This is a genomic window from Herbiconiux sp. SALV-R1, assembly GCF_013113715.1.
GTDB lineage: Bacteria > Actinomycetota > Actinomycetes > Actinomycetales > Microbacteriaceae > Herbiconiux.
This window is the reverse complement of sequence record NZ_CP053344.1, coordinates 271,959-296,871: the sequence shown is the minus strand read 5'-3', so window position 1 is coordinate 296,871 and position 24,913 is coordinate 271,959. Positions and strand designations below refer to the sequence as shown.

The 24,913-nt window shown below is 69.8% G+C and carries 23 protein-coding genes; 10 read left to right on the top strand and 13 right to left on the bottom strand.

The genetic code is table 11. The annotated features are described in order from the left end of the window. Positions 1 to 9: 9 nt before the first annotated feature. Positions 10 to 1,065 carry a glycerophosphodiester phosphodiesterase family protein gene (locus HL652_RS01540; RefSeq protein WP_171703673.1) on the bottom strand — a complete coding sequence of 352 codons (1,056 nt, stop codon included), beginning with the start codon at positions 1,063 to 1,065 and terminating at the stop codon, positions 10 to 12. A 102-nt stretch (positions 1,066 to 1,167) separates the two neighbouring features. Between HL652_RS01540 and HL652_RS01535 the strand changes: the two genes are divergently transcribed. Beyond that, positions 1,168 to 1,980 (top strand): Bax inhibitor-1/YccA family protein, encoded by an 813-nt coding sequence (locus HL652_RS01535; protein ID WP_171703672.1) that lies wholly within the window; start codon positions 1,168 to 1,170, stop codon positions 1,978 to 1,980. A gap of 22 nt (positions 1,981 to 2,002) precedes the next feature. Here HL652_RS01535 and HL652_RS21855 read toward each other — a convergent pair whose 3' ends face one another. Continuing rightward, complete coding sequence (locus HL652_RS21855; RefSeq protein ID WP_256371283.1) at positions 2,003 to 2,131, bottom strand: hypothetical protein; 129 nt, start codon at positions 2,129 to 2,131, stop codon at positions 2,003 to 2,005. Between the two features lie 37 nt (positions 2,132 to 2,168). Here HL652_RS21855 and HL652_RS01530 point away from each other — a divergent pair, with 37 nt between their 5' ends. After that, positions 2,169 to 3,185 (top strand): DUF418 domain-containing protein, encoded by a 1,017-nt coding sequence (locus HL652_RS01530; RefSeq protein ID WP_171703671.1) that lies wholly within the window; start codon positions 2,169 to 2,171, stop codon positions 3,183 to 3,185. A 70-nt stretch (positions 3,186 to 3,255) separates the two neighbouring features. On the opposite strand, the gene guaA is transcribed toward HL652_RS01530, so the two are convergent. From guaA to HL652_RS01495, 7 genes are all read right to left on the bottom strand, one after another. Continuing rightward, positions 3,256 to 4,881, bottom strand: coding sequence for a glutamine-hydrolyzing GMP synthase (gene guaA / locus HL652_RS01525; RefSeq protein WP_171707118.1), 1,626 nt, complete (start codon positions 4,879 to 4,881; stop codon positions 3,256 to 3,258). Continuing rightward, positions 4,877 to 5,335 carry a DUF3817 domain-containing protein gene (locus HL652_RS01520; protein WP_171703670.1) on the bottom strand — a complete coding sequence of 153 codons (459 nt, stop codon included), beginning with the start codon at positions 5,333 to 5,335 and terminating at the stop codon, positions 4,877 to 4,879. Before HL652_RS01520 ends, guaA begins: the two co-directional genes overlap by 5 nt. 9 nt (positions 5,336 to 5,344) lie before the next feature. Then, positions 5,345 to 6,214: an SURF1 family protein gene (locus tag HL652_RS01515; RefSeq protein WP_253743576.1), complete on the bottom strand. Its 870-nt coding sequence runs from the start codon at positions 6,212 to 6,214 to the stop codon at positions 5,345 to 5,347. Beyond that, positions 6,211 to 7,797 carry a cation:proton antiporter gene (locus HL652_RS01510; protein ID WP_171703669.1) on the bottom strand — a complete coding sequence of 529 codons (1,587 nt, stop codon included), beginning with the start codon at positions 7,795 to 7,797 and terminating at the stop codon, positions 6,211 to 6,213. Before HL652_RS01510 ends, HL652_RS01515 begins: the two co-directional genes overlap by 4 nt. Positions 7,798 to 7,809: 12 nt before the next feature. Further along, on the bottom strand, positions 7,810 to 8,340 hold the full coding sequence (locus tag HL652_RS01505) for a cation:proton antiporter regulatory subunit (protein ID WP_171703668.1): 531 nt from the start codon (positions 8,338 to 8,340) through the stop codon (positions 7,810 to 7,812). 163 nt (positions 8,341 to 8,503) lie between these two features. Continuing rightward, positions 8,504 to 10,234 carry a glycerol-3-phosphate dehydrogenase/oxidase gene (locus HL652_RS01500; RefSeq protein WP_171703667.1) on the bottom strand — a complete coding sequence of 577 codons (1,731 nt, stop codon included), beginning with the start codon at positions 10,232 to 10,234 and terminating at the stop codon, positions 8,504 to 8,506. A gap of 65 nt (positions 10,235 to 10,299) precedes the next feature. Then, positions 10,300 to 11,418 carry a GuaB3 family IMP dehydrogenase-related protein gene (locus tag HL652_RS01495; protein ID WP_171703666.1) on the bottom strand — a complete coding sequence of 373 codons (1,119 nt, stop codon included), beginning with the start codon at positions 11,416 to 11,418 and terminating at the stop codon, positions 10,300 to 10,302. Between the two features lie 58 nt (positions 11,419 to 11,476). Here HL652_RS01495 and HL652_RS01490 point away from each other — a divergent pair, with 58 nt between their 5' ends. The 3 genes from HL652_RS01490 to HL652_RS01480 all read left to right on the top strand — a co-directional run bounded on the left by HL652_RS01490 (position 11,477) and on the right by HL652_RS01480 (position 15,292). Next, positions 11,477 to 12,706 (top strand): alpha/beta hydrolase family protein, encoded by a 1,230-nt coding sequence (locus HL652_RS01490; protein ID WP_171703665.1) that lies wholly within the window; start codon positions 11,477 to 11,479, stop codon positions 12,704 to 12,706. 88 nt (positions 12,707 to 12,794) lie between these two features. Next, complete coding sequence (locus HL652_RS01485; protein WP_171703664.1) at positions 12,795 to 13,157, top strand: hypothetical protein; 363 nt, start codon at positions 12,795 to 12,797, stop codon at positions 13,155 to 13,157. 98 nt (positions 13,158 to 13,255) lie between these two features. Beyond that, the gene (locus HL652_RS01480; protein WP_216603963.1) at positions 13,256 to 15,292 is read left to right on the top strand and encodes an NHL repeat-containing protein; all 2,037 of its coding nucleotides are present in this window, start codon (positions 13,256 to 13,258) and stop codon (positions 15,290 to 15,292) included. 98 nt (positions 15,293 to 15,390) lie between these two features. On the opposite strand, the gene guaB is transcribed toward HL652_RS01480, so the two are convergent. Next, on the bottom strand, positions 15,391 to 16,893 hold the full coding sequence (guaB, locus tag HL652_RS01475; RefSeq protein WP_171703663.1) for an IMP dehydrogenase: 1,503 nt from the start codon (positions 16,891 to 16,893) through the stop codon (positions 15,391 to 15,393). A 261-nt stretch (positions 16,894 to 17,154) separates the two neighbouring features. On the opposite strand from guaB, the gene HL652_RS01470 reads away from it, so the two are divergent. The 5 genes from HL652_RS01470 to HL652_RS01450 all read left to right on the top strand — a co-directional run bounded on the left by HL652_RS01470 (position 17,155) and on the right by HL652_RS01450 (position 21,930). Continuing rightward, positions 17,155 to 18,480, top strand: a complete 1,326-nt coding sequence (locus HL652_RS01470) for a branched-chain amino acid ABC transporter permease (RefSeq protein WP_253743574.1) — start codon at positions 17,155 to 17,157, stop codon at positions 18,478 to 18,480. Between the two features lie 14 nt (positions 18,481 to 18,494). Beyond that, positions 18,495 to 19,472, top strand: a complete 978-nt coding sequence (locus HL652_RS01465; protein WP_171703662.1) for a branched-chain amino acid ABC transporter permease — start codon at positions 18,495 to 18,497, stop codon at positions 19,470 to 19,472. After that, positions 19,465 to 20,457: an ABC transporter ATP-binding protein gene (locus tag HL652_RS01460; RefSeq protein ID WP_171703661.1), complete on the top strand. Its 993-nt coding sequence runs from the start codon at positions 19,465 to 19,467 to the stop codon at positions 20,455 to 20,457. Before HL652_RS01465 ends, HL652_RS01460 begins: the two co-directional genes overlap by 8 nt. Next, a complete protein-coding gene (locus HL652_RS01455) occupies positions 20,454 to 21,278 on the top strand; it encodes an ABC transporter ATP-binding protein (protein WP_171703660.1) in 825 nt (274 codons plus the stop codon). Before HL652_RS01460 ends, HL652_RS01455 begins: the two co-directional genes overlap by 4 nt. A 67-nt stretch (positions 21,279 to 21,345) precedes the next feature. Continuing rightward, positions 21,346 to 21,930, top strand: coding sequence for a hypothetical protein (locus tag HL652_RS01450; RefSeq protein ID WP_171703659.1), 585 nt, complete (start codon positions 21,346 to 21,348; stop codon positions 21,928 to 21,930). On the opposite strand, the gene HL652_RS01445 is transcribed toward HL652_RS01450, so the two are convergent. The 3 genes from HL652_RS01445 to HL652_RS01435 all read right to left on the bottom strand — a co-directional run bounded on the left by HL652_RS01445 (position 21,899) and on the right by HL652_RS01435 (position 24,910). Beyond that, positions 21,899 to 22,531 (bottom strand): GyrI-like domain-containing protein, encoded by a 633-nt coding sequence (locus tag HL652_RS01445; RefSeq protein ID WP_171703658.1) that lies wholly within the window; start codon positions 22,529 to 22,531, stop codon positions 21,899 to 21,901. The genes HL652_RS01450 and HL652_RS01445 overlap by 32 nt on opposite strands. Before the next feature lie 72 nt (positions 22,532 to 22,603). Next, positions 22,604 to 23,962 (bottom strand): ABC transporter substrate-binding protein, encoded by a 1,359-nt coding sequence (locus HL652_RS01440; RefSeq protein WP_171703657.1) that lies wholly within the window; start codon positions 23,960 to 23,962, stop codon positions 22,604 to 22,606. 150 nt (positions 23,963 to 24,112) lie between these two features. Next, a complete protein-coding gene (locus HL652_RS01435; RefSeq protein WP_171703656.1) occupies positions 24,113 to 24,910 on the bottom strand; it encodes an ABC transporter substrate-binding protein in 798 nt (265 codons plus the stop codon). Between the last annotated feature and the right edge of the window lie 3 nt (positions 24,911 to 24,913).

Genomic DNA, 24,913 nt, shown 5'->3' with positions numbered 1-24,913 from the left:
GCACCAAGTCTAGGCGCCGCCTCCGACACCGCCCCCGCGGGCGACGACGGCGAGGTCGGGGTGGTCGGCGAAGACCCCGTCGACGCCGCTGGCCATGATGGTGCGGTACTCCCGCTGCCACTGCCCGAACGCCGACGACGAGCGCCCGATGCGCATGTCGCGCGGCAGGAAGGCGTTCTCGGGCCGCAGCGTCCAGGTGTACACCTCGAGTCCCGCCCCGTGCGCGCGCGCCACCACGTCGCTCACCCGCGTCGAGTTTCCGTCGGCGTCGAGCGGCAGGATGAGGGCCTTGTCGAGGCTGATGCCGTCGACCTCGGCAGCCAGCTGCGAGAGGGATGCATCGGTGAGCTGGTCGAGATAGCCCACCGCTGCGTCACCCCAGCGCACGACCTGGTCGAAAGGCTTGCCGTGCGCCTCGACCAGATAGATGTACCGGGCGTCGACCCCGCGCATCCGCAACTCCCCCAGCACGGTCTGCTCGAACGACTCGACGACAAGCCGCCCGGTCGGCCCTGTCTGCCCGCCCCGGCCGGCCCACCTTGACTCCTCGAGCGCCCGCGCCACCAGCTCCGCCGCGGGCAGCCCGAGCGCGTCGAAGTGGCTCGCGTGCTTGACCTCCACGACCGGGAAGACCCCCCGCCCGGTCTCCTCCGCGACCTCGTCGACGATCCGCAGCACGTCGACGAGGCGCAGCAGCGGAAAGGCGTCGTCGTGCGAGGCGCTCTCGGGTCGCAGCGTGGGCAGGCGCTCCCGCGCCCGCAGCGTGCTGAGCTCGGCCCAGGTGAAGTCTTCGGTGAACCAGCCGGTAAGCTCCTCGCCGTCGACGGACCTGGTGGTGCGGCGGTCGGCGAACTCCGGATGCGCGGCCACGTCGGTCGTGCCCGAGATCTCGTTCTCGTGCCGCACCACGGCCACCCCGTCGCGACTGAACACCACGTCGGGCTCGACCGCGTCGGCCCCTTGCGCGAAGGCGAGCCGATAGGCGGCCTCGGTGTGCTCGGGGCGGTATCCGCTCGCCCCTCGATGGCCGATCACGAGCGGCCGCGCGGGCGTGTTCTGCGTCACGCCCCCACCGTACGCCGTGGGCGTACTACCAGGCGATTCATGAAATCGGTGCAGTAGATTGAGGTGACCACGATCACCCTCACCTTTCACAGAGAGACTGACATGGCCGAAGCATCGTCCAGCAACCCCGCCTTCGCGAAAAACCCAATCTTCAACGGCAAAGCCGCCGCTCAGACGCCGACGATCAGCGCCGACGGGTTGCAGGAGCTCTACGACCGTCCGTCGGCCACGCCGTCGGAGACCGACCGCATGAGCTACGAAGACACGATCGTGAAGACGGTCGGGCTCTTCGCGGTCTTCCTGGTCACCGCCGTTGTCGGCTTCCTGTCGAACATGCCGGTTCCCACCGTGCTCGGCCTCGGTCTCATGATCGGCGGCTTCATCGGCGGCCTGGTCTTCGGTCTCATCAACGCCTTCAAGCGCGAGCCCTCGGTTCCGCTCATCTTCCTCTACGCGGCCTTCGAGGGTCTGGCGATCGGTGCCATCTCGGGCTTCTTCGAGGCTCGCTGGGGCGGCATCGTGCTGCAGGCCGTGCTGGCGACCGTCGCCGTCTTCGGCGTCACCCTGGCCCTCTTCGCGAACGGCAAGATCCGCGCCTCGAAGCGTGCCACGAAGATCTTCCTCATCGCCATGGTCGGCTACATGGTGTTCTCGCTGCTCAACCTCATCCTCATGATGACCGGCGTCGTCACCGACCCGTTCGGCCTGCGCAGCGGCTGGATCGGCCTCGTCATCGGCGTGCTCGTCGTCATCATGGCCGCCTACTCGCTCGTGCTCGACTTCGACGCCATCCAGCGCGGTGTGCGCAGCGGCGCTCCCCGCAAGTACGGCTGGTCGGGCGCCTTCGGCCTCATGACCACGATCGTCTGGCTCTACCTCGAGCTGCTGCGCATCATCGCGATCTTCCGAAACTAGGACGCAGCACGAACTCCTCCGATCACGAGAACGGGGTCGCCCAGCCGGGCGGCCCCGTTCCGCGTTCCGGCGACAGCAACGGCACGCGCGCCCGCAGTGGCACCGCCACCCGCACCGCCACCGCCGCCGCCTCCACCACCGCCCGCATCATCGGCCTCGACCTCGCCCGCGGCCTGGCCCTCCTCGGCATGTTCTACGCCCACACCGTGCCCGAGGGCGACGCCGAGAGCGTCTTCGACGGCCGCTCGTCCATCCTCTTCGCCACCATCGCCGGCGTCTCCCTCGGCCTCATGACGGGCGGCCAGGGAGGTCCCGCCCCCGGCACCCGCTGGCGCGCCGCCCGCATCGTCGCGATCCGCGGCGCCCTCCTCATCGTGCTGGGCGTCGCGCTCACCCTGCTCGACACCCCCATCGCGATCATCCTCGACACCTACGGCTTCCTGTTCCTGGTGGCCATTCCCCTCCTGGTCGCCCCGCGCTGGGTGCTCGCCGTGGTGGCGGCCGCGGCAGCGTTCGGCGGCCCGTGGCTGGTCGAGACCCTCACCGCCGCCGTCGACACCGAGGCCGCCCTGCCGGTCTCCTCCGTGGCGAACCCGTTCCTCTACTTCCCGAGCCGCTGGATCCTCGGCACCTACCCCGCCCCGGTCTGGCTCGCCTACATCGCCCTGGGCCTCCTCATCGCCCGCTGCGGCGTCGACCTCCGTCGCACCCAGCTGCTCCTGCTCACCCTCGGCGCCGTGGTCGCCCTCGCGGGTTACACCACCGCGACAGCGCTCGGCGAGCCCGTCTCCGCCCACGACGACAGCACCTTCGAGGTCATCTCCTCCGGCGCGGTGGCGGTGGCGGTGATCGGCCTGTTCACGGCGCTCACCGAGTCGACGGGGCGACGGATGCGCACGGCCGTCACACGCATCCTGCAACCCCTGTGGGCCACGGGCTCCATGCCCCTCACCGTGTACTCGGCGCAGATCGTGGCGCTCTGGTGGTACGTGGAGAACTACGACTCCGAGGAGTGGCTGGCGTGGCAGAGCGTGCCGCTGTTCGTCGCCTTCGCCGTGACCACGCTCGTCGTCTGCAGCCTCTACCGCCTGGTCTTCCGACAGGGCCCGCTCGAGTGGCTGGTGGCGCGCATCAGCACCCAGCGCCCGTGGCGGCGCGCGCCTCGCGACCGTGACGACGAACGGCCCGTCGCGAGCCGCTCGTGACTGTCGTCAGAGGGCGCGCGACGGGCCGTTCGGCCCAAGCCGGAGCCGCAGCCGGGGCGACGTCAGCGCGTCACTCCCACTCGATGGTTCCCGGCGGCTTCGACGTGACGTCGAGCACCACGCGGTTGACGCCCGCCACCTCGTTGGTGATGCGGTTCGAGATGCGGGCCAGCACGTCGTAGGGCACCCGCGTCCAGTCGGCGGTCATCGCGTCTTCGCTCGAGACCGGGCGCAACACGATGGGGTGGCCGTAGGTGCGGCCGTCGCCCTGCACACCCACCGAGCGCACATCGGCGAGGAGCACCACGGGGCACTGCCAGATCTCGGCGTCGAGGCCCGCGGCGGTGAGCTCGGCGCGCACGATGGCGTCGGCCTGGCGCAGCAGCTCGAGCCGCTCGAAGGTCACCTCGCCGACGATGCGGATGCCGAGGCCGGGGCCCGGGAACGGCTGGCGAGCGACGATCTCTTCGGGGAGTCCGAGCTCGCGGCCGATGGCGCGCACCTCGTCTTTGAACAGGGCCCGCAGCGGCTCGACGAGCTCGAACTGCAGGTCTTCTGGGAGGCCGCCCACGTTGTGGTGGCTCTTGATGTTCGCGGTGCCGCTGCCGCCGCCCGACTCGACCACGTCGGGGTAGAGGGTGCCCTGCACGAGGAACTTGATGGGGTCGCCGTCGGCAGCCGCCTCGGCGATGAGGTCGGCCTGCGCCTGCTCGAAGGTGCGGATGAACTCGCGCCCGATGATCTTGCGCTTCTGCTCCGGGTCGGTGACCCCGGCGAGGGCGTTCAAGAACTGCTCCCGCGCATCCACCGTGACGAGGCGCACACCGGTGGACTTGACGTAGTCCTCCTCGACCTGGCGTCGCTCGTCGTGGCGCAGCAGCCCGTGGTCGACGAAGACGCAGACCAGCTGGTCGCCCACGGCCTCGTGCACGAGCGCGGCGGCGACCGCCGAGTCGACCCCGCCGGAGAGACCGCAGATGACGCGGCCGGTGCCCACCTGCGCGCGGATGGCCGCGACCTGGTCGGCGATGACGTTGCCCGGGTTCCAGTCAGCGGGAATGCCGGCGGCGCGGTGCAGGAAGTTCTCCAGCACCTGCTGACCGAACGGCGAGTGCTTCACCTCGGGGTGCCACTGCACGCCGTAGAGCCCGCGCTCGGGGTCGGCGAAGGCGGCGACGGGGGTCGACTCCGTGCGGGCGAGCACCGAGAAGCCCTCGGGGGCCTTCACCACCGAGTCGCCGTGGCTCATCCACACCGTCTGCCCGAGGGGCTGGCCGTCGAGGAGCGCCGCAGCCGCAGCATCCGCCGCCTGGTCGACCGCCATGTCGGTGGAGCCGTACTCGCGGGCACCGGTCTTCGCCACCTCGCCGCCGAGGGTCTTCGCCATCACCTGGAAGCCGTAGCAGATGCCCATCACGGGCACGCCGAGCTCGAGGATGCCGGGGTCGAGCGCCGGGGCGCCCTCTTCGTACACGCTCGACGGGCCGCCGCTCAGCACGATGCCCACCGGGCTCTTCGCCGCGACCTCCTCGGCCGTGATGGAGTGCGGCACGATCTCGGAGTAGACGCTCGCCTCGCGCACCCGGCGCGCGATGAGCTGGGCGTACTGGGCTCCGAAGTCGACGACGAGCACCGGGCGGGTGAGCTCCTCGTGGTCGGGGGTGTCTGCTGCGCGGGGCGCGTCTGCTGCGCTAATGGGAGGCCTCCACGGGTCGGGGGTCGGCGGGGTCTGCGATCTCGGCCTCGCGCGCGGCGAGGTAGCCCTTCACCTCACGGGCGATGCGGGCCTCGAGGAAGAAGGAGAGGAACGGGATGATGCCGCCGAGGGCGATCAGCACGAACTTCCAGAACGGCCAGCGCATGAGGCTCCAGAGCCGGAAGTCGGAGAACAGGTAGACCACGTAGAACCAGCCGTGGGCGATGAGGATGCCCGTGCTGAGGTTCACCGCCACCACGGTGCCCTCGGGCACGAAGGCGAGAAACCCGCGCGGGCCGCCGAGCTCGAGCTCGACCGCGAGCGGGGTGTACTTCACGATCATCTCGGCGCACAGCAGCAGGAGCATCACACCGGTGATGACGGAGGCGACCTGGTAGAACTTCAGGGCACCCCGGATGCGCGGGAAGTCTTTCGGTTTCGGGGCGAGGGCCATGGGTCAAGCCTACCTTCGCTCGGCTGAGGCCCCGCTGCCACCGGCGGCCTCCGCCGCCTCGAGCGCCTCCTCGTTCTCGCGCTCCCAGGCGTCGCGCACCAGGCGGTACCAGAGGTAGACGGCGAAGCCCGCGAACACCACCCACTCGGCCGCGTAGAAGATGTTCAGCCAGTTCACCTGCACCGAGCGGTCGGGCTCGGGCGAGTCGATCGCCTCGAGGCCGGCGGGTGCCTCGTCGAGCACGAGGTAGCCGCCATAGACCTCGGCCGTGTCGTCGAACTCGGGCCAGCGGTTGACGAGCACGGCGATCGACATGGTGGTGTCGAGCGCTTCGAAGGTGGAGTCGCCCATCGGGTCGGCGCTGCTGCCGCGCTGCGCGTCGGAGACGACGGGACCCTCGGTGGGCAGATAACGGCCGGTGAAGTCGCCGGAGACGCCGGCGCCGCGGTCGGTGAGCTCGGCGGCGGTGGCCCGGGCGGTCTCGAGATCGGGTGTCCAGCCGAGGGCGACGGCGAGGTAGGTGTCGGCGGGCCGGTCGACCTTCATCTGGCCGATCACCCAGTATCCGCTGACGCCGTCGTTGAGGCGGCCCGAGATGACGTCGAAGCCGCTCGGCACGAGCGCCCCGGCCACCTCGACGCGCTGGGCGGCCTGCGTCTCGATGACGGGCGCCTGCGGTTCGGCGACCGTCTCGAGCGGCTTGACCGTCTCCGACTGCCCGCTCGTCACCTCACCGCTCGACACCGCCCGCTCGAGCTGCCACTGGCCGAGAGCCGCGAAGCCGCCCGCGATCGCGAGGGCGAGCACGAGCGTGGCGATCCAGCGGGGCCGCCTCATGATGGAGGCCAGGGAGACCAGGGGCGGGGCGGTGGTGCTCAATACTCGTCGTCTCTCGCTCGGGATCGCGGATCGTGCTCGTCGGACTGCAGCATCGCCTGCTCGATGAGGCGGTCGTGCTCGGCACCGGCCGGCACGACGGCCTCCGCGCCGGCCGCACGATCGGCGTCGTAGTCGTCGTAGTCACCGTAGACGTCGGGACCGCGGTCTCGATCGTCGCCGGGCTCCTCGTCGGGGCTGTCGACGTCGTCGTCGGAGTAGCCGGAGACGACTCGCCCTGCAGGCCCCGCGGTCGCCGCTTCCATGAGCGCGATCGCCTCGTCGGCCTCCAGGTCGCGCTGCGTCTTGCCGCTCCCCGCGACGGCCCCCGCCGCGACGGTCGCCCCCGAACCGGCGGTCGCCCCCGAACCGACGGTGCCCGTCGCCGCGGCGGCTGCCGCCTTGGCCCGCGCCTTGCGCTCGGTGCCGAGCACGAAGCTGCCGATGCGCTCGGAGTTGACGGCGAGGATGGGCCCGAGGATGGCCATGATGAGCACGTACAGACCAGCGAAGGGCTGGATGCGCTCGTCGAGCCCCGCGGCCAGGGCCAGGGTCGCCAGGATGAGCGCGAACTCCCCGCGGTTCTGCAGGATGGCCGCGGTGTTGATGCCGGCCTGCGGACCGAAGCCGTTGAGCCACGCCACGAACTGGCCGCCGATGACGTTGAGCGTCATCGTCATCACCACCGCCAGCACCACCGGGAGGATGACGGAGGGGAACGCGGTGGGGTCGAGGCCGAGCCCGAAGTTGAGGAAGAAGAAGGCACCGAACACGTCGCGCAACGGGATGGCGATGTGCTCGATCTTGTTGCGATAGCGGGTCGCACCGAGCACCAGGCCGATGAGGAAGGCGCCGATCGCATCCGTCACACCGAGGATGTCGCCGAGGCCGCCGAACATGATGGCGAGACCGAAGAACAGGATGGTGAACAGCTCGTCGTCCTTGGTGCGGAACAGCCTCGAGACGACCTTGCCGCCCCACCGCGCCACCGAGAACATCACCACGAGGAAGACGAAGGAGATGCCGAGCTTGCCGATGACGAGCCAGATCTCGGTCTCGCCCGAGAGCACCACCGACACGATCGCCAGGTAGATGGCGATGAAGACGTCTTCGACGACGGTGACGCCGAGGATCATCGGCGTCTCGCGGTTGGCGAGGCGGTTGAGCTCGATGAGCAGCTTCGTGACGATGGCGCTGGAGGAGGTCGCGGTGATGCCAGCGATGACGAGCGCCTCCCGCGTGCCCCAGCCCACCAGGAACCCGAAGGCGAAGCCCACCGCCATGTTGATGAGGATGTAGGAGCCGCCTGAGATGAGCAGCTTGCCCGCGTTGGAGAAGAACTCGTCTTGGTCGAACTCGAGGCCCAGGTTGAACAGCAGCAGGATGAGCCCGAAGACCGCGATCAGCTCGATGTACTCGCCGTGCGCGAACTCCAGCGGGAACCACTCGAAGTAGGGGCTCGCGAGGAGCCCGACCACCATGTAGACGGGGATGGCCGGGAGGCCGATCGACTTGCCGAGGCGACCGAGCACATAGGCGATGACGAACAGGACTCCGAGAACGAGGAGGTCGGGGCCGAGGTGCATACGCGGATGCCCCTAGCTGCCGGGCGAACCGTCGACGACCACGGGCTTCTTGATCTCCCCGGTGCGGAAGAAGTTGAACGCCTTCGCCACCTTCTCGGGCGAGCCGGCGACGACGAGGGTGTCGCCGGGGAAGACCTTGAAGTCGGAGGCGGGGGCGGGGTTGGTGGAGTCGCCCCGCACCACGGCGACCACGGTGAGGCCTGCGATGCCGCGCTCGGCGGGCGAGCCGAGCGGCTGGCCGGCGATGTGGTCTTCGTAGTCGACGGTGAACCAGTCGATGGAGAGGCCGGGGATCTGGTCGAGCGCCGAGAGCGACTCGGTGATCTGCGTACCGCCGAGCAGCTCGGCGAGGGTGTGCGCCTCGTCGTCGGAGAGCCGGAGCGAGACCTTCGTGTTGTTGGGGCCGTCTTCGTCGTCGGCGAAGGTGATGAGGTCGCTGTGACCCGAGCGGTGGGCGATCACGCCCACCTTTCCTCCGTCTGAGGTGATGAAGGTGTGCAGCACCCCCACGCCGGGAAGCTTCACCCGCCGAACGTCGACCATTGCTGTCTCCTCAGGAATCACCGCCGGGAGAACTCGAACGGCGGTGAGACCAGTTTACGCGAGGGGCAGCACGGCCCCGCCGGTGTTCGCCCTGGGCTGTGGAGAACGCGCACCGGCGGCGCGATGTGCAGGAGGCGCGTCGGGGCAGCTGGCCCCTGGCGCCTCAGTCGGCGTCGACGATGTCGGGGGCCTCGAGGCGGATGCGCTCCGCCGACTCGTCGTCGGGCTGCTCTTGGCTCGCCCGTTCGGCGGCCACCCGCTCGAGATAGACCTCGATCTCGCGGTCGATCGTCTCCTCGTCCCACCCGAGCACCCCCGCCATGAGGCGCGCGGCGACCGGCGCCGCCGACACCCCGCGGTCCCAGGCCTCGATCGAGATGCGGGTGCGGCGGGCGAGCACGTCGTCGAGGTGCAGCGCGCTCTCGTGCGACGCGGCGTAGACCACCTCGGCGCCGATGTAGTCGTCGGCCCCGGGCAGCGGGTCGGCCAGCGACGGGTCGCCCTTGATGAGGTCGAGCAGCTCGTCGGTGAGCGTGCCGTAGCGGTTCAGAAGGTGCTCGATGCGCACAGGGTGCACCCCGAACTTGCGCGCGATCTTGTGCCGCTTGTTCCACGCCGCCTGGTACCCCTCGGCTCCGAGCAGCGCGATGTCCTGCGTGACGGACGGTGAGATGCGACCGTCGAGGGCCGACACGGCGGCGTCGATCGCATCCTTCGCCATCACGCGGTAGGTGGTCCACTTGCCGCCCGCGATCACGACGAGCCCGGGCACCGAGTGGGCCACGAGGTGCTCGCGCGAGAGCTTCGAGGTCTGGTCGCTCTCGCCCGCGAGCAGCGGCCGGAGCCCGGCGTAGACGCCCTCGACGTCTTCGCGGGTGAGCGGCACCGCGAGCACCTTGTTCACGTGCTCGAGGATGTAGTCGATGTCGGCAGCCGTCGCCGCCGGGTGCGCCTTGTCGAGGTGCCAGTCGGTGTCGGTGGTGCCGATGAGCCAGTGCCTGCCCCACGGGATGACGAACAGCACGCTCTTCTCGGTGCGCAGCAGCAGCCCCGACTTGCCCTGGAACCGGTCGCGCGGCACCACGAGATGCACACCCTTCGAGGCGCGCACTTTGAACTGCCCGCGCTCCCCCACCATCGACTGGGTCTCGTCCGTCCACACGCCCGTGGCGTTCACGACCTGCTTGGCGCGGATCTCGAACCGCTCCCCGGTCTCGAGGTCGTGCGCCTTCACGCCGACCACCCGCTCGCCCACCTTGAGGAAGCCCTCGACCTTCACCCGGCTCGCCACGTGGGCGCCGTAGGAGGAGGCGGTGCGGGCGAGGGTCGAGACGTACCGGGCGTCGTCGACCTGCGCGTCGTAGTAGGTGATGCCGCCGACGAGCGCGTTCTTCGACAGGCTCGGGATGAGCTGCTGCACCTGACGCCGGGACAGGTGCTTGTGGTGCGGAACTCCGGGAGGGCGCCCACCGGAGTAGCTGAAGATGTCGTACAGCAGCATCCCGGCGCCGATGTAGGCCCGCTCCACCACGCGCTTGTGCAGCGGGTAGAGGAAGCGCACCGGCTTCACCAGGTGCGGGGCGATGCGCTGCAGCAGCAGCCCGCGCTCGATGAGCGCCTCGCGCACCAGCCTGAAGTCGAGCTGCTCGAGGTACCGGATGCCGCCGTGCACGAGCTTCGACGAGCGGCTCGAGGTGCCCGACGCCCAGTCGCGCGCCTCCACCATGCCCACCCGCAGACCGCGGGTCACCGCGTCGAGAGCCGCACCGGTGCCGACGATCCCCCCGCCGACGACGAGGATGTCGAGCTCCTTCTCCTTGAGGGTCTCGATGGCCTTGGCGCGTTCCTCGGGACCGATCTTCGTGGAGTGCGATACCGAGGTGTGCGTGGCCATGTGACTCTCCTTCGACGCAGAGCAGCCAGGAGCTGGCTCCTTCTGCACCCCACGGTAGTAGGAGGTCAGTCGAGCCGGTAGGGGGCGACCACCACTTCGACCCGCTGGAACTCCTTGAGGTCGGAGTAGCCCGTGGTCGCCATCGAGCGGCGCAGGGCTCCGATGAGGTTGGCCGTGCCGTCGGCCACCGGGGAGGGGCCGTAGAGGATCTGCTCGAGCGGTGCCACGCTGCCCACGTGCACCCGGTTGCCGCGCGGCAGCTGCGAGTGGTGGGCCTCGGGGCCCCAGTGCCAACCGCCACCCGGAGCATCCGTCGCCCTCGCCAGAGCGGTGCCGAGCATGACGGCGTCGGCACCGACCGAGATGGCCTTCACGATGTCACCCGAGGTGCCGAGGCCGCCGTCGGCGATGACGTGCACGTAGCGGCCGCCCGACTCGTCCATGTAGTCGCGGCGGGCGCCGGCGACGTCGGCCACCGCGGTGGCCATGGGGGCGTGGATACCGAGGGTGGCGCGCGTGGTGGAGGCCGCGCCGCCGCCGAAGCCCACGAGCACGCCCGCGGCGCCGGTGCGCATGAGATGGAGGGCCGCGGTGTAGGTGGCGGCGCCGCCGACGATCACGGGCACGTCGAGCTCGTAGATGAACTTCTTGAGGTTGAGCGGCTCGACGTTCTTCGACACGTGCTCGGCCGAGACGGTGGTGCCGCGGATGACGAACAGGTCGACGCCGGCGGCGACCACGGTCTCGTACAGCTCCTGCGTGTTCTGCGGCGACAGCGCGCCCGCGACGGTGACACCGGATGCGCGGATCTCGGCGAGCCTGGCGGTGACCAGCTCGGGCTTGATGGGCTCGGCGTAGATCTGCTGCATCCGCTCGGTGGCACGGCCCTCGGGCAGCTCGCGGATCTCGGCGAGCAGCGGCTCGGGGTCTTCGTACCTCGTCCAGACGCCCTCGAGGTCGAGCACGCCCACGCCGCCGAGCTGGCCGATCATGATGGCGGTCTGCGGCGAGACGACGGAGTCCATCGGGGCGCCGAGCACCGGGATGTCGAAGTGGTAGGCATCGATGCCCCAGCTCACCGAGACGTCTTCGGGGTCGCGCGTGCGACGGGAGGGCACGATCGCGATGTCGTCGAACGAATAGACGCGGCGCCCCCGCTTGGCACGGCCGATTTCAATTTCCATCACGCCTCATCCTATCGGGGCCTCGCTCCCGGGCACCGGCCGCCGATACGCTGACGCCATGAGCGGCTTCGCTGTCACCGACGACCTGCTGGACGCGCAGACGTTGCGCGCGGCCTCCACCGCATCCTTCGGCGGCGCGGAGGTGTTCGAGACCGTCGCCATCGCCCGGCGGGTCAAGGGCACCGACTTCGACAGCTGGCACGCGGAGTGGAACGCCGCGGCCGAGGCCGCCTACGCGGTGGGGGTGACCGCCGAGTCGCGCGGCGAGCGCGAGACGGCGCGGCTGGCCTTCCTGCGCGCCACGACGTACTTCCGCACGGCGGGCTCGGTGTTCCTCGCCCGGCCCGTCGACCCGAGGCTGCCGGCGAGCATCGCGCGGCAGCGGGAGGCGTTCCGGCGGGCGATCACGCACTTCGACACGCCCGTCGAGACCGTCGAGATCCCGTACGAGGGCACCACGCTGCCGGGGTACTTCTTCAGTGCGGTGGCGGCGGATGCTCCGGATGCGCGGGCGAAGCGGGCGACGGTCGTGCTGGTCGACGGCTACGACGGCACCACCGAGGAGCTCTACTTCTGGAACGCGCGGGCCGCGCTCGACCGCGGCTACAACGTGCTCGCCTTCGACGGGCCCGGACAGGGTTCGGTGCTGGTCGAGCAGGGCCTCCCACTCCGGCCCGACTACGAGAACGTCGTCACCCCCGTCATCGACTGGCTGCTCGAGCGCGACGACGTCGACCCGGCCCGGGTGGCACTCATCGGGCTGAGCCTCGGCGGCTACCTCGCCCCGCGGGCGGCCAGTGGCGAGCACCGGGTGGCGGCGTGCATCGCCGACTCGGGGGCGTTCGACCTTTTCGACGCGGCGGTGTCGCGGGTTCCGAAGCTGCTGCGCGGGCAGATCCCCGACGGCAACGAGGCGGCGCGCAAGCTCGTCGAGGCGATGGTGGAGCGCATGGAGAAGAGCCCCACCGGCGGCTGGGCGCTCCGCCGCAACCTTTACGCCCACGACGTCGACGACACGATGGAGTTCTTCCGCGTCGCCCGCTCGTTCACCCTGAGGGGCTTCGCCGAGCGCATCACCTGCCCCACCCTCGTCGTGCACGCCGAGGGCGACGACATCGGAGCCTCGGCCCCCGAGCTCTACGACGCCCTCACCTGCGAGAAGGAGATCCTCCTCTTCACCGCCGCCCAGTCCGCCGACCAGCACTGCGAGACCGGCGCCCGCCAGCTCTATCACGCCGCCGCCTTCTCCTGGCTCGACTCCCACCTCCACCCCACCCAGGTGGCCTGACCCCTTCCGCCGCTGTCCGGGCCCGCCCGTGGCGGTTGAGCAGACACTACTCATCTCGCTCTCTCGACGGCGGATCGTAGGGTGAGGCATGCTCATCGCTCAGTCACAGCCCGCCGCTCCTGCCAGCCGCCAAGCCCTCGTTTCGCTGGTCTTCGCCATCGCTGCGCCGGTGCTCGCCACCGCGATCGCCTTGCTGGGCTTCGTGGTGCCGGCGGGTGACACTCGGGCGTCGATCACGTTCGGGCCCGCGGCCGTGGTGATGCTCGTGGAGGTGTGCGCCATCGTCGCGCTGGTGAGCATCAGCGCGGTAAACGCAGTCCGCGCTCTTCGCGAGGGGGCTGCTCGGCGGCTGCTGCCGATCGTGGCGCTCTGCATCGACGCGCTCACTCTCGTCCTGTGGTTCGCACCGCTCGAGGCGGCGTTCGTCACGGCGGGCATCGCGGTCTCCTGATCGCCGGCGCTGCCGACTGATCGGTGATCGGCTCTCTCGTTCTGACCTCCCATCCGGCGACCGCCCGACACTAGAATCGCGTCGGAACGGGGGTCGCCATGGTGGCTACTGCAGGGTCGAAGGGTCGGGCGGCGCGGGGAGCGGCAGTCGTGGCGGGTCTCGCGCTGCTGGGGGCGGGGCTCGTGGCGTGCACCACGGGCGAGGACCCGACGGGAGCGACGCTCACCGGGGCCGTCGTGCCGCTCGCGGCGGAGGCGCAGGCGAGCGAGTGGCGGGTGGTGGCCTACGAGTCGGGCGACGGCGAGCGCGCGGCGCGCGAGCTGGGGGCCGCCGAGACCGGTGCGCGAGGCACGTTCTCCATCCCGCTCGACATCGCCGCAGCATCCGAGATCGGCGACGACTCCGTGGTCTACGTGGTCGCGACGCCGCTCGGCGATGCGAGGAAAGCCGTGCTGGCGAGCGTCATCGCCGACCCGCGCGACTCCACCGCGATCTCCGCACCTGGCCGCGCCACAGCATCCGGAGCGAGCTCGTCCACCTCGGCCTCGAGCACGCCCGTCGGCCTCGCGGTGAACGAGCGCACCACCGTCGCCACGGGCTTCGCGATGGCGCAGTTCGTCGGCCCCGACGGCATCAGCGGAGTCGCCCCCGGCGTCGTCAACTCGGCGGGCATGGCCGGCAACCTCGTCGACCCGGCCAGCGGCGAACTCGCCGAGGTCATCTCGAGCAGCCCGAACGGCTCGGAGACCTCGACCCTCCCCGCGTTCCAGTCGCTCGTCAGCATGCTCGCGGCCTGCGTCGCCGACGACGGAGCCTGCGCCGATCTGCTGGTGGCCGCAACACCCGAAGGCGGCGAGCGCCCGGGCGACACCCTGCAGGCGTTCGCCGAGATCGCGAAGCACCCGGCGGCATCCGTCGTCGACCTGTTCGACCTGGCGCAGCGCGGCGCGCTCCCCTCGCAGCCCGGGCTGGCCACAGCCCCGGATGCGTGGACGCTCGCGCTCCGCTTCGACGGCGACGGCCAGTCGCTCGACGGCCCGGGCAACTTCGCGGTCGACTCAGACGGCAACATCTGGGTGAACAACAACTACGAGTACGGCTCCGACCCGAACACCGCGGTGTGCGCGAGCGACGAGCTGTTCAAGTTCTCGCCGACCGGGCAGTTCGTCGACGGGTCGCCCTATCAGGGCGGCGGGCTGAGCGGCTCGGGCTTCGGCGTGGTGATCGACCCTGAGACCGGCGACGTCTGGGTGAGCAACTACGGCTTCGCCGCCCCTGCCCCCGGATGCCCCGACGACGAGCAGCCCCCGCACGACAGCGTCTCGCTGTTCCAGGCCGACGGCACGCCGCTCACCGGCGACACCGGCATCACGGCGGGCGAGCTGAACTGGCCGCAGGGCACGATCATCGACGACGAGGGCTCGCTCTGGTTCGCCAACTGCAACACCAGCACGCTCACCGTCTACCCCGACCGCGACCCCGAGCAGGCGCGCGTCATCGACGGGCTCGGCCTCGACCAGGCCTTCGGCCTCGTCGACAACGGCACGAACATCTTCGCCACGGGCACCGCGAGCAGCTCGGTCGCCGTGCTCGACCGCGACGGCACCCCCATCGCGGGCTCACCGTTCACGGGCTCCGGGCTCGACCGCCCGATGGGCATCGCGAGCGACGCCGAGGGCAACGTGTGGATCGCGAACTCGGGCGCCATCACGCTCCCGTGCCCCGACCGCCCCGAGGTCGGCCCGGCGGCCACGGGCTCCGTCTCGTCCATCGACGCCGCGACCGGCACCCTCACCGGGCCGTTCCAGGGCGGAGGCGTCGCGACGCCGTGGGGCATCACGACCGACGGCGACGGCAACGTCTGGGTGGCCGAGTTCTCAGGTCAGCGCCTCGTCGCCTTCTGCGGCTACGACCCCTCGACCTGCCCGCCCGGCAGCGCGACCGGCGATCCGCTCTCCCCCGACGGCACGGGCTTCTCCTTCGATGGCCTCGAACGCAGCACCGGCACGGTCGTCGACCCGTCTGGCAACGTCTGGGTCACCAACAACTGGCAGCTCGAGCCCATCCAGACCAACCCCGGCGGCCACCACATCGTGGCCTTCCTCGGCCTCGCCGCGCCCGTCGCCGGCACCTAGCCAGCCCTGGCGCCGTTCGAAACCGCAAACCTCGCGGCGACCGACGCCGTAGGCGGGCCGGTTGCCGCGAGGTTTGCGGTTCTGAACGCCCCCGGCGCTCAGCGGCGGTAGTTCGGCGCCTCGACCACCATCTGCACGTCGTGCGGGTGCGACTCCTTGAGCCCCGCGGCGGTGATGCGCACGAAGCGCCCCTTCTGCTTCAGCTCGGGAATGGTGCGCGCGCCGACGTAGAACATCGACTGCCGCAGGCCCCCGGCCAGCTGGTACGCGACGTTCGCGAGCGGGCCGCGGTAGGGCACCTGCCCCTCGATGCCCTCGGCGATCAGCTTGTCGTCGGAGGGCACGTCGCTCTGGAAGTAGCGGTCTTTCGAGTACGAGGTCTTCTCGCCGCGGGTCTGCAGCGCGCCGAGCGAGCCCATGCCGCGGTAGTTCTTGAACTGCTTGCCGTTGACGAAGACCAGGTCGCCGGGGCTCTCGTCGCAGCCGGCGAGGAGCGAACCCAGCATGACCGTGTCGGCGCCGGCCACGAGCGCCTTGGCGATGTCGCCCGAGTACTGGAGACCACCGTCGGCGATGACCGGCACACCCGACTCGCGCGCGGCAAGCGAGGCCTCGTACACCGCCGTCACCTGCGGCACGCCGACTCCGGCGACCACCCGCGTGGTGCAGATCGACCCGGGCCCCACGCCCACCTTGATGGCGTCGGCGCCCGCGTCGACGAGCGCCTGCGCGCCCGAGCGGGTGGCGACGTTGCCGCCGATGACGTCGACCTCGGCGAACGCCGGGTCGGACTTCAGCCGCTTGATGATCTCGAGCACCCCGGCGCTGTCGCCGTTCGCGGTGTCGACGACGATGACGTCGACACCGGCCTCGAGCAGGTTGGTCGCCCGCTGCCAGGCGTCGCCGAAGAAGCCGATGGCGGCACCGACGCGCAGTCGGCCGGCCGCGTCTTTCGTGGCGTTCGGGTACTTCTCGCTCTTGTCGAAGTCCTTCACCGTGATGAGACCGGAGAGCCGGCCCGCGTCGTCGACGATGGGGAGCTTCTCGATCTTGTGCTGCGCGAAGATCGCCACCGCGTCATCCGGGTCGACACCCACGCGAGCGGTGATGAGGGGCATCGGCGTCATGACGTCGCGCACCAGCGTCGTCGACTTCTCGAACGGGGAGACGAAGCGCATGTCGCGGTTCGTGACGATGCCCACGAGCACCCCGCTGCCGTCGACGACGGGCAGGCCGCTCACCCGGTAGATGCCGCACAGCGCGTCGACCTCGGCGACCGTGGCGTCGGGAGTGGTGGTGACGGGGTCGGTGACCATGCCCGACTCGCTGCGCTTGACGCGGTCGACCTGCTCGGCCTGGTCGGCGATCGAGAGGTTGCGGTGCAGCACGCCGATGCCGCCCTGGCGGGCCATCGCCACCGCCATGCGCGACTCGGTGACCGTGTCCATCGCCGCGGAGAGAAGGGGGGTGGCGACCGTGATGTTCTTGGTCAGCCGGGAGGTCGTGTCGGCCTCGCTCGGGATGACGTCGGTGTGCCCCGGAAGGAGCATCACGTCGTCATAAGTCAGTCCGACAAAGCCGAACGGATCCGCCTGGTCCATCGTTCTCCTCCACGCGCGCGCAACTGTCTCAATCGTAACGGTTCGCGACCGACCACTATTCCGTGTAGAAATGACGAACGCCGATAGGTGGCCACCCGAAACACAGTGGACATAAATCGGCTGTATGGTCGGGCAAGGTCGCTCGACCATAGACGCCGAAGGACCGCCACCACCCCCGGCGACCTTCCTCCAGGAGGTGCTGTCTTGATCACAGGAATCCGTCTCGGACCACGTGTCCGTCTCGCCACGCTGTTGTTGGCGGTGATAGCACTGACCCTCGGATTCGTCATCGGATCGGGTGCCCTCTCGGCCTCCGCCGCGACAGCCTCGGCCTCGACGGCCTCCGCCTCGTCGGCCCCCGCTGAGACGGCCCCCGCCCCGTCGCCGACACCCACGACCGACTTCACCAACACCCTCACCATCAACGGCATCCTGCGCGACGGCGACAACGTCGTCGAGGGCGTCGAGGTGACCGTCGAGGGCGGCGGCTTCTCCGAGACCGCCACGAGCGACGACACCGGCCGCTGGTCGGTCGTCGTGCCCGAGAAGGGCGAGTACACGGTCACGTTGAACGTCGACTCCCTGCCCGACGGCGTCGAGCTCCGCGACCCCGATCGCAGCTCCGCGACGGTGGGCGCCGACGAGTGGCAGACCAACACGATCACCCGCTCGTTCCCGCTCGGTGTCGACACCCGCGCGACGACGGGCTTCTTCGAGCAGTTCCTGCAGCGCCTGGCGGCGGGCCTGAACTTCGGCCTGCTGATCGCCCTCGCGGCCATCGGAATCACCCTCATCTTCGGCACCACCGGCCTCAACAACTTCGCCCACGGTGAGATGGTGACCTTCGGCGCCATCGTCGCCTGGATCACGGCGGTGCTCCTCGGGGTCAACATCTTCATCGCCATGGTGGTGGCGCTCATCCTGGGTGGTGTCTTCGGCTACCTCAACGACTGGCTGCTCTGGAAGCCGCTCCGGCGCAAGGGCGTGAAGCTCGTGCAGGCGATGATCGTCTCCATCGGTCTGGCCATCGCCCTGCGCTACCTCTACCTCTTCTTCATCGACGGCAAGACGAAGACCATGAACGTCGGGCTGTCGGATGCCGTGGTGCTCGGCCCCGTGCGCATCACCACCGGGTCGATCGTCAGCATGGTCATCTCGGTCGTCGTGCTGGTGCTGGTCGGCCTCTTCCTCACCCGCACCCGCATCGGCAAGGCCACGAGGGCCGTCTCCGACAACCCCTCGCTCGCCGCCGCATCCGGAATCGACGTCGACCGCATCATCCGCATCGTCTGGGTGCTCTCCGGCGCCCTCGCCGCGCTGGCCGGCGTCATGCTCGCCCTCTACCGCCAGGTGTCGTGGGACATGGGCTTCCAGGTGCTGCTGCTCATGTTCGCCGCCGTCACCCTCGGTGGTCTCGGTTCCGCCTACGGCGCCCTGGTGGGCTCGCTCGTGGTGGGCCTGTTCGTCGAGCTCTCCACCCTCTTCATACCGCCGGACCTGAAGTACGCCGCGGCGCTGGTGGTGCTCATCGTGGTACTGCTCGTGCGCCCGCAGGGCATCCTCGGCCGTAAAGAACGAATCGGATAAGGAAGGAGAGACTCATGGACTGGGGAAACATCTTCGGCAACGCCGTCGGCGAGCTCATCAGCCCGACCACGGCCGCCTACGCCCTCGCGGCGATCGGCCTCGGCGTGCACTTCGGCTACACGGGCCTCCTGAACTTCGGTCAGGCCGCCTTCCTGCTCATCGGCGCGTACGGCTTCGCCATCCCGACGCTCGCGGGTGCTCCGCTCATCGTCGCCGTGCTCTGCGCCATCGTCTGCTCGGTGATCTTCGCGTTCATCCTGGGCATCCCGACCCTGAGGTTGAGGGCCGACTATCTCGCCATCGTCACGATCGCCTCCGCCGAGGTGGTGAGGTACATCGTCACCACGACGGGCCTCACCGACTTCACCGGCGCGGCGAACGGCCTCTCCGGCTTCAAGGGCACCTTCGCGGCGGTGAACCCCATCCCGCAGGGCACCTACGGCTTCGGCCCGTTCACCTACAACGAGTACGACTGGTGGGTGCGCATCGTCGGCTGGACTCTGGTGGTGCTCGCCAGCGTGCTCATCTGGCTGCTCATGCGGAGCCCGTGGGGCCGTGTGGTGAAGGGCATCCGTGAAGACGAGGATGCGGTGCGCAGCCTCGGCAAGAACGTCTACAGCTACAAGATGCAGGCCCTCGTCATCGGCGGCGTGCTCGGCTCGGTGGCGGGCATCATCTTCATCCTCCCGAGGGCGGTGCAGCCGGCGAACTACACCACCGGTCTCACCTTCTTCATCTGGACGATCATGCTGCTCGGCGGCGCGGCCACCATCTTCGGCCCGATCGTCGGCGCGATGATCTTCTGGGTCGTGCTCTCGCTCACCCAGGGCATCCTCTACGGCGCCATCGAGTCGGGGGCCCTCGGGTTCCTCTCCACCACCCAGGCCGGGCAGATCCGCTTCATCCTCGTCGGTGTCGCGCTGATGCTCCTGGTCATCTTCAGGCCGCAAGGCATCTTCGGTAACAAGAAGGAGTTGTCCTTCAGTGTCTAATCCAGCAGAGTCGACGGCTCCCGTCGCAGGTCTCACGCATCCGCTCGTCAAGGGCGAGGTCGGTCCCGGATGCGCGAAGGTCGACCCCATCGTCATCGCCGACAGCGTCACCCGTCAGTTCGGCGGCCTGAAGGCCGTCGACGTGAAGCACCTCGAGATCCCCCGCGGCAAGATCACGGCCCTGATCGGCCCGAACGGTGCCGGCAAGACCACGATGTTCAACCTGCTCACGGGCTTCGACAAGCCGAACACCGGCACCTGGGAGTTCGACGGCATGTCGCTCGCGGGCGTGCCGGCGTTCAAGGTGGCCCGCGCGGGAATGGTGCGCACCTTCCAGCTCACGAAGTCGCTCGGCCGCCTCTCGGTGCTGCAGAACATGCTGCTCGGCGCCACCGGCCAGAAGGGCGAGAAGCTGTTCGCCTCGCTGTTCAAGGGCCTGTGGAAGAAGCAGGAGGAGGAGAACACGGTCAAGGCCGACGAGCTGCTCGTGCGCTTCAAGCTCGACGCCAAGCGGGAGGACTACGCGGCCTCGCTGTCGGGCGGTCAGCGCAAGCTACTCGAGATGGCGCGCGCGCTCATGTCGAACCCGCAGCTGATCATGCTCGACGAGCCGATGGCCGGGGTGAACCCGGCGCTCACGCAGTCGCTGCTCGGGCACATCAAGAACCTCAAGGACGACGGCACCTCGGTGCTCTTCGTCGAGCACGACATGCACATGGTGATGCACATCTCCGACTGGGTGGTCGTGATGGCCGAGGGCCGCGTGGTGGCCGAGGGCCCGCCCGAGACCGTCATGAAAGACCCCGCGGTGATCGACGCCTACCTCGGCGCCCACCACGACACCGACCTCGGCGACCTCATGGAGGACGGCCCGAACCCGGTGCTCGAGGCCGAGCGCAAGGCGCACGATGCGCACCCCGAGACCGCCGACGCCGGTGGGTACGGCGACTCCGGCCAGGCGCCGCGCGAGGAGAAGGATCGATGAGCGACATCAACCCGAACGAGGTCAACGACGAGACCGAGCTGCTCGCCCAGGAGCCCTCCCGCGGGCACACCCTCGCCCCGACCGATCGCGGCGAGGCGGTGCTGAAGACCGAGAACCTGGTGGGCGGCTACCTCCCCGGCGTGAACATCTTGAACGGATGCACGATCGAGGCGTTCCCGGGAGAGCTCATCGGCATCATCGGCCCGAACGGCGCCGGCAAGTCGACGGTGCTCAAGGCGATCTTCGGCCAGATCAAGATCCGCGGCGGGCGCGTGGTGCTGAAGGGAGAGGACATCACCGGCCTCAAGGCCAACAAGCTCGTGGCCAAGGGCGTCGGCATGGTGCCGCAGAACAACAACGTCTTCCCGAGCCTCACCATCGAGGAGAACCTCGAGATGGGGCTGTTCCAGAAGCCGACGATCTTCGCCGAGCGCTTCGACTTCGTCACCACCCTCTTCCCCGAGCTCGGCAAGCGGCGCAAGCAGCGCGCCGGCTCGCTCTCGGGCGGTGAGCGCCAGATGGTGGCGATGGGGAGGGCGCTCATGATGGAGCCCTCGGTGCTGCTGCTCGACGAGCCCTCCGCGGGCCTGTCGCCGGTGCGTCAGGACGAGACCTTCATGCGCGTGCACCAGATCAACCGCGCCGGCGTCTCGGTGATCATGGTGGAGCAGAACGCCCGGCGCTGCCTGCAGATCTGCGACCGCGCCTACGTGCTCGACCAGGGCCGCGACGCCTACACCGGCACCGGCCGCGAGCTCATGAAAGACCCGAAGGTGATCGAGCTGTACCTCGGCACCCTCGCCGCCGACCAGGGGCACTGACTCCGGGTTACTGCCACCGGGGCACTGCCCCTCGCGCGATCGGGCATGAGATGAGATAATCTCACTCATGCTCGATCTGCGTCCCCTCGCCTGCCGACCCACTCGCTCCCAGCTCCGCGAGCACCGGCGCGACCGCAGCGGCCTCCACCCCCGGGTTCGGGTGCGACCCTGCTTCGGCGGGGTCAGCTACACGGCGCTCATGGTGCTGTTCGCGGCCGTCACGCTGGGCCTCCGGGCCTGGGGTGCACCGCCCCGTCTGGTGATCGTCGGTGTCGTGCTCTCGGCGGGGTCGGCCCTCGGCGCCGTCCTGTGCGCGAGGGGCACGAGGCTCCGCACCTTCGTGCGGGAGTACCGGCTCGCCGCCGTCGCCGAGAGCAACGGGCTCCGCTACGAGCGAGGCGCCGCATCGCCGGGCGTTCCCGGGCTGCGCTTCTCCGACGGCCCGGGCAGAGCGCTCCGCCGGTTCCGCGGCGAGATCGGCGGCATCGCGATCGAGGTGGGCAACTACCGGCGAGCCGACGGCAGGGTGTCGGGCTACACCATCGTCGACGGCGAGGCGTCGATCGTCGACCCGTTCGACTTCGCCACCGTCGACGACTGGCTGCGGGTCTCCGACGCGGTCACTCCACGGGTTGCCGCAGGATGGTCTTGAGCCGGTCGGGCGCCGTGCGCCGTCGGTCGCTGAGGTAGATCTCGTGATGGCGGCCGCGCATCCGCAGCCCCTCCTGCGGGATGAACTCGTCGTGCAGGCGCTCGAGCAGCGGCGCCTCGTCGTCGTAGGAGCCCACGTGGAGCGTCTGTACGACCCGCCCCTCCTCCAGGGTCTCCATCCGCACCGCCGACAGCGCAGCGGGCGCCTCAGAGCCTGCCGACGCCACGGCGTCGACGGCCGAGGCGAAGGCGTCGTCGCTCGTCCACTCGGGAACCATGATCATGAGCGTCCAGCTCCAGCGCGACTTGTCGCGGGCCGTGGTGAAGCTCGCCATGTCGTCGGCCCACCAGAGCCCCTCGAGCGGCATGACGACGTAGTCGCGGCCGAGGTCGCGCTTGCTGGCGAACTTGAGCCGGTAGGCGAGGGGGTAGAGCGCCTCGACGCCCCGGGTGAAGTCGTCGGAGGTGTTCGGGTCGCCGCTGCCGTCGACCATCAGGTACCGCAGCGGCGGCACGTCGATCACCCTGAACCGCCCGCGCTCCGCCCGGTAGCAGTCGAGGGTCTTCTTGAAGTCGGTCTTGGCGGGTGCGGTGTCGGCCACAGCGGCAGGGTACAGCAGAAGGCCCGGCCCCCGAGGGGAACCGGGCCTTCCGACTCAGCCGTCGAGCTGGGGTCAGCCCGCGAGCGAGCCGAACTCCACGTTCAGCGGAGCGTAGGTGTTGTCCTGGCCGTACTGGTAGATACCGATGTAGGCCTCGGTCGGGTCACCGTTCTCGTCGAAGGTGATGGGGCCGGAGACACCGTCGTAGTCGATGTCTTCACCGGCGGCCAGCAGGTCGGCGCACTCGGCGAAGGAGGTGCACTTGGTGCCGCCCTCCGAGACCGCCTGCATGTTGGCCTGGATGACGGGGCCGGTCGCCGAACCACCCGCGACAGCGGCGAGCGCCATCAGGTTCACCGCGTCGTACGACTCTGCGCCGTAGCTGAAGTCGGTGAGGTCGGGGTTGATGCCGAGAAGCTTCGCCTTGAAGCTGTCGTCGGCGAGCACGCCGGGCAGGGTGCCCTTGGCGCAGTTCAGTGTTCCCTCGTCGAAGTCGGCCGAGTAGTCGGCGAGGTTGCCGTCGACGAAGTAGACCTTGCTGCCGTCGAAGCCCTTGGTGCCGACGAGCTCGGGGATGATGACCTTGGTCTGGTCGAAGGCGATCACCGCGATGGCGTCGGGGTCTTCGGCCACGACGGCGTCGATCTGAGCGCTGAACTGGCTGTCGCCCTCGTTGAACGCCTCCGAGGCGACGACGGTGCCGCCGGCGTTCTCGATGGCGGTGGTGACGTTCTGCTCGAGGCCGGAGCCGTAGGCGTCGTTGAGGTAGATGATGCCCACGTTGGTGGCGCCGTCGTTGACGATCAGGTTGCCGAGCACGCGGCCCTGCAGCACGTCGGACGGAGCGGTGCGGAAGTAGTACCCGCCGTCGGCGTAGGTCGAGAAGTCGGGCGAGGTGTTCGCGGGCGACACCTGGACGACCTGTGCACCGGTCACCTGGTCGATGAAGGTGAACGACACACCCGACGACGCGGCACCCACGATGCCCGCGACGCCCTGGCTGAGCAGGTCGGTCGCCGACTGGGTGGCGATGTCGGTGGTGGTGTCGCCGGAGTCGCGGTGGATGACCTCGACGTTGCCGCCCAGCACGCCGGGTGCCGAGGCGTTGATCTCGGCGACGGCCAGGTCGACGCCCGCGATCTCGGGCGGGCCGAGGAAGGCGAGGCTACCGGTGGTGGGGAGGATCGAGCCGATCTTCAGGCTCACCGCGCGGTCTTGCACGGCCTCGGGAGTGGCGGGCGTGACGTCGGCTGCTGCGGTCGCCGCGTCGGGGCCGCACAGGGCGGCTGCCGTCGTCTCCCCACCGTCGGTGCTGGGGCTTGACGATGCGCAGGAAGCCAGCAGCAGTGCGGTGGCACTGAACGCCGCGACTCCCGCAACGATCGACAGGGGCTTCGAGCGCGAGGTGGTGACCTTCGCGAATACGCTCATGGTGCTCCTTTAGAGAAGTGATTGCAGTTTTCTCGGCAGACTCGAAGAATCGACCGTGGGTTCACGTTATGCGGCAATCGGCGCGCGAACAATACGTCGGTGTTACATGCATGTAACGCGACCGAATCGTTACCTTCCGGTGACCTGCGCTCAGCCGGTGGCGCCCGCGAGCACAGGCGCGGTGGCGGGGAGGGTGCCGAGCGCCCCGGCGTAGCGAACGCCGAGCCGGGATCGCAGCGCGTCGGAGCACGCCCCGAAGCTGGCGCACTCGGTGTCGCCCACCGAGACCTCGGGCAGGAACCGGGCTATCGACACGGCCCCGTCGTCGCCCGAGGCGAGCGCCGCGAGCGCGACGAGCACGACGGCGTCGTACCCCTCGACGCCCGAGGCCGTCGACGTGAGCCCCGGGTCCGACCCGAACAGCCGCTCGTCGAACGCCGCGTCGTCGACGCCCGTGCCCGGCTGCAGCCCCAGCACGGCGACTCCCGCGGCACTGCCGTCGTTCCCGGCGGTGACGAGCGCGTCGCCGCCGACCGCGCCGACGACGACGTCGGCGCCCCGCGCCACGAGACCCGCGAGCGCGCCCGGGGCGGCGGCGTCGGCATGGATGATGACGAGCCGCGTTCCCGGCACGCCTCCCGCGGTGTGGATGTCGCGCGCCGCGAGCTCCATGCCGGCGAGCGCCGCCTGTCCCACCGGGGCGTCGGCGCCCGCGAGCGGAACGAGAGCGCCGATCGTGAGCACCCCGTCGCCGGTCGGGATGGGCTGACCCATGGTGGCGATGGGGGCGGGAGCCGTGTCGTCTTCGGGGGCGCCGGCGTCGCCCACGCATCCGCTGAGCGTCAGTGCCAGCCCCAGTGCCACCAGCGCGACGACGGCCGAGGCGAGCGTGGTGGCGCTGCGCGGGGCGGGTCGGCGGCTCGGCCGAGTCGGGGCTTCTCGGGTCATGCT

Coding starts and splice junctions, on each gene's coding strand:
- HL652_RS01440 (WP_171703657.1), bottom strand. CDS start 23,962: ATGAGCGTATTCGCGAAGGTCACCACCTCGCGCTCGAAGCCCCTGTCG.
- HL652_RS01450 (WP_171703659.1), top strand. CDS start 21,346: ATGCTCGATCTGCGTCCCCTCGCCTGCCGACCCACTCGCTCCCAGCTC.
- HL652_RS01485 (WP_171703664.1), top strand. CDS start 12,795: ATGCTCATCGCTCAGTCACAGCCCGCCGCTCCTGCCAGCCGCCAAGCC.
- guaB (WP_171703663.1), bottom strand. CDS start 16,893: ATGGACCAGGCGGATCCGTTCGGCTTTGTCGGACTGACTTATGACGAC.
- HL652_RS21855 (WP_256371283.1), bottom strand. CDS start 2,131: ATGATGCGGGCGGTGGTGGAGGCGGCGGCGGTGGCGGTGCGGGTGGCG.
- HL652_RS01495 (WP_171703666.1), bottom strand. CDS start 11,418: ATGGAAATTGAAATCGGCCGTGCCAAGCGGGGGCGCCGCGTCTATTCG.
- HL652_RS01510 (WP_171703669.1), bottom strand. CDS start 7,797: ATGCACCTCGGCCCCGACCTCCTCGTTCTCGGAGTCCTGTTCGTCATC.
- HL652_RS01505 (WP_171703668.1), bottom strand. CDS start 8,340: ATGGTCGACGTTCGGCGGGTGAAGCTTCCCGGCGTGGGGGTGCTGCAC.
- HL652_RS01455 (WP_171703660.1), top strand. CDS start 20,454: ATGAGCGACATCAACCCGAACGAGGTCAACGACGAGACCGAGCTGCTC.
- HL652_RS01530 (WP_171703671.1), top strand. CDS start 2,169: ATGTTCTACGCCCACACCGTGCCCGAGGGCGACGCCGAGAGCGTCTTC.
- HL652_RS01535 (WP_171703672.1), top strand. CDS start 1,168: ATGGCCGAAGCATCGTCCAGCAACCCCGCCTTCGCGAAAAACCCAATC.
- HL652_RS01435 (WP_171703656.1), bottom strand. CDS start 24,910: ATGACCCGAGAAGCCCCGACTCGGCCGAGCCGCCGACCCGCCCCGCGC.
- HL652_RS01480 (WP_216603963.1), top strand. CDS start 13,256: ATGGTGGCTACTGCAGGGTCGAAGGGTCGGGCGGCGCGGGGAGCGGCA.
- HL652_RS01465 (WP_171703662.1), top strand. CDS start 18,495: ATGGACTGGGGAAACATCTTCGGCAACGCCGTCGGCGAGCTCATCAGC.
- HL652_RS01500 (WP_171703667.1), bottom strand. CDS start 10,234: ATGGCCACGCACACCTCGGTATCGCACTCCACGAAGATCGGTCCCGAG.
- HL652_RS01490 (WP_171703665.1), top strand. CDS start 11,477: ATGAGCGGCTTCGCTGTCACCGACGACCTGCTGGACGCGCAGACGTTG.
- HL652_RS01520 (WP_171703670.1), bottom strand. CDS start 5,335: ATGGCCCTCGCCCCGAAACCGAAAGACTTCCCGCGCATCCGGGGTGCC.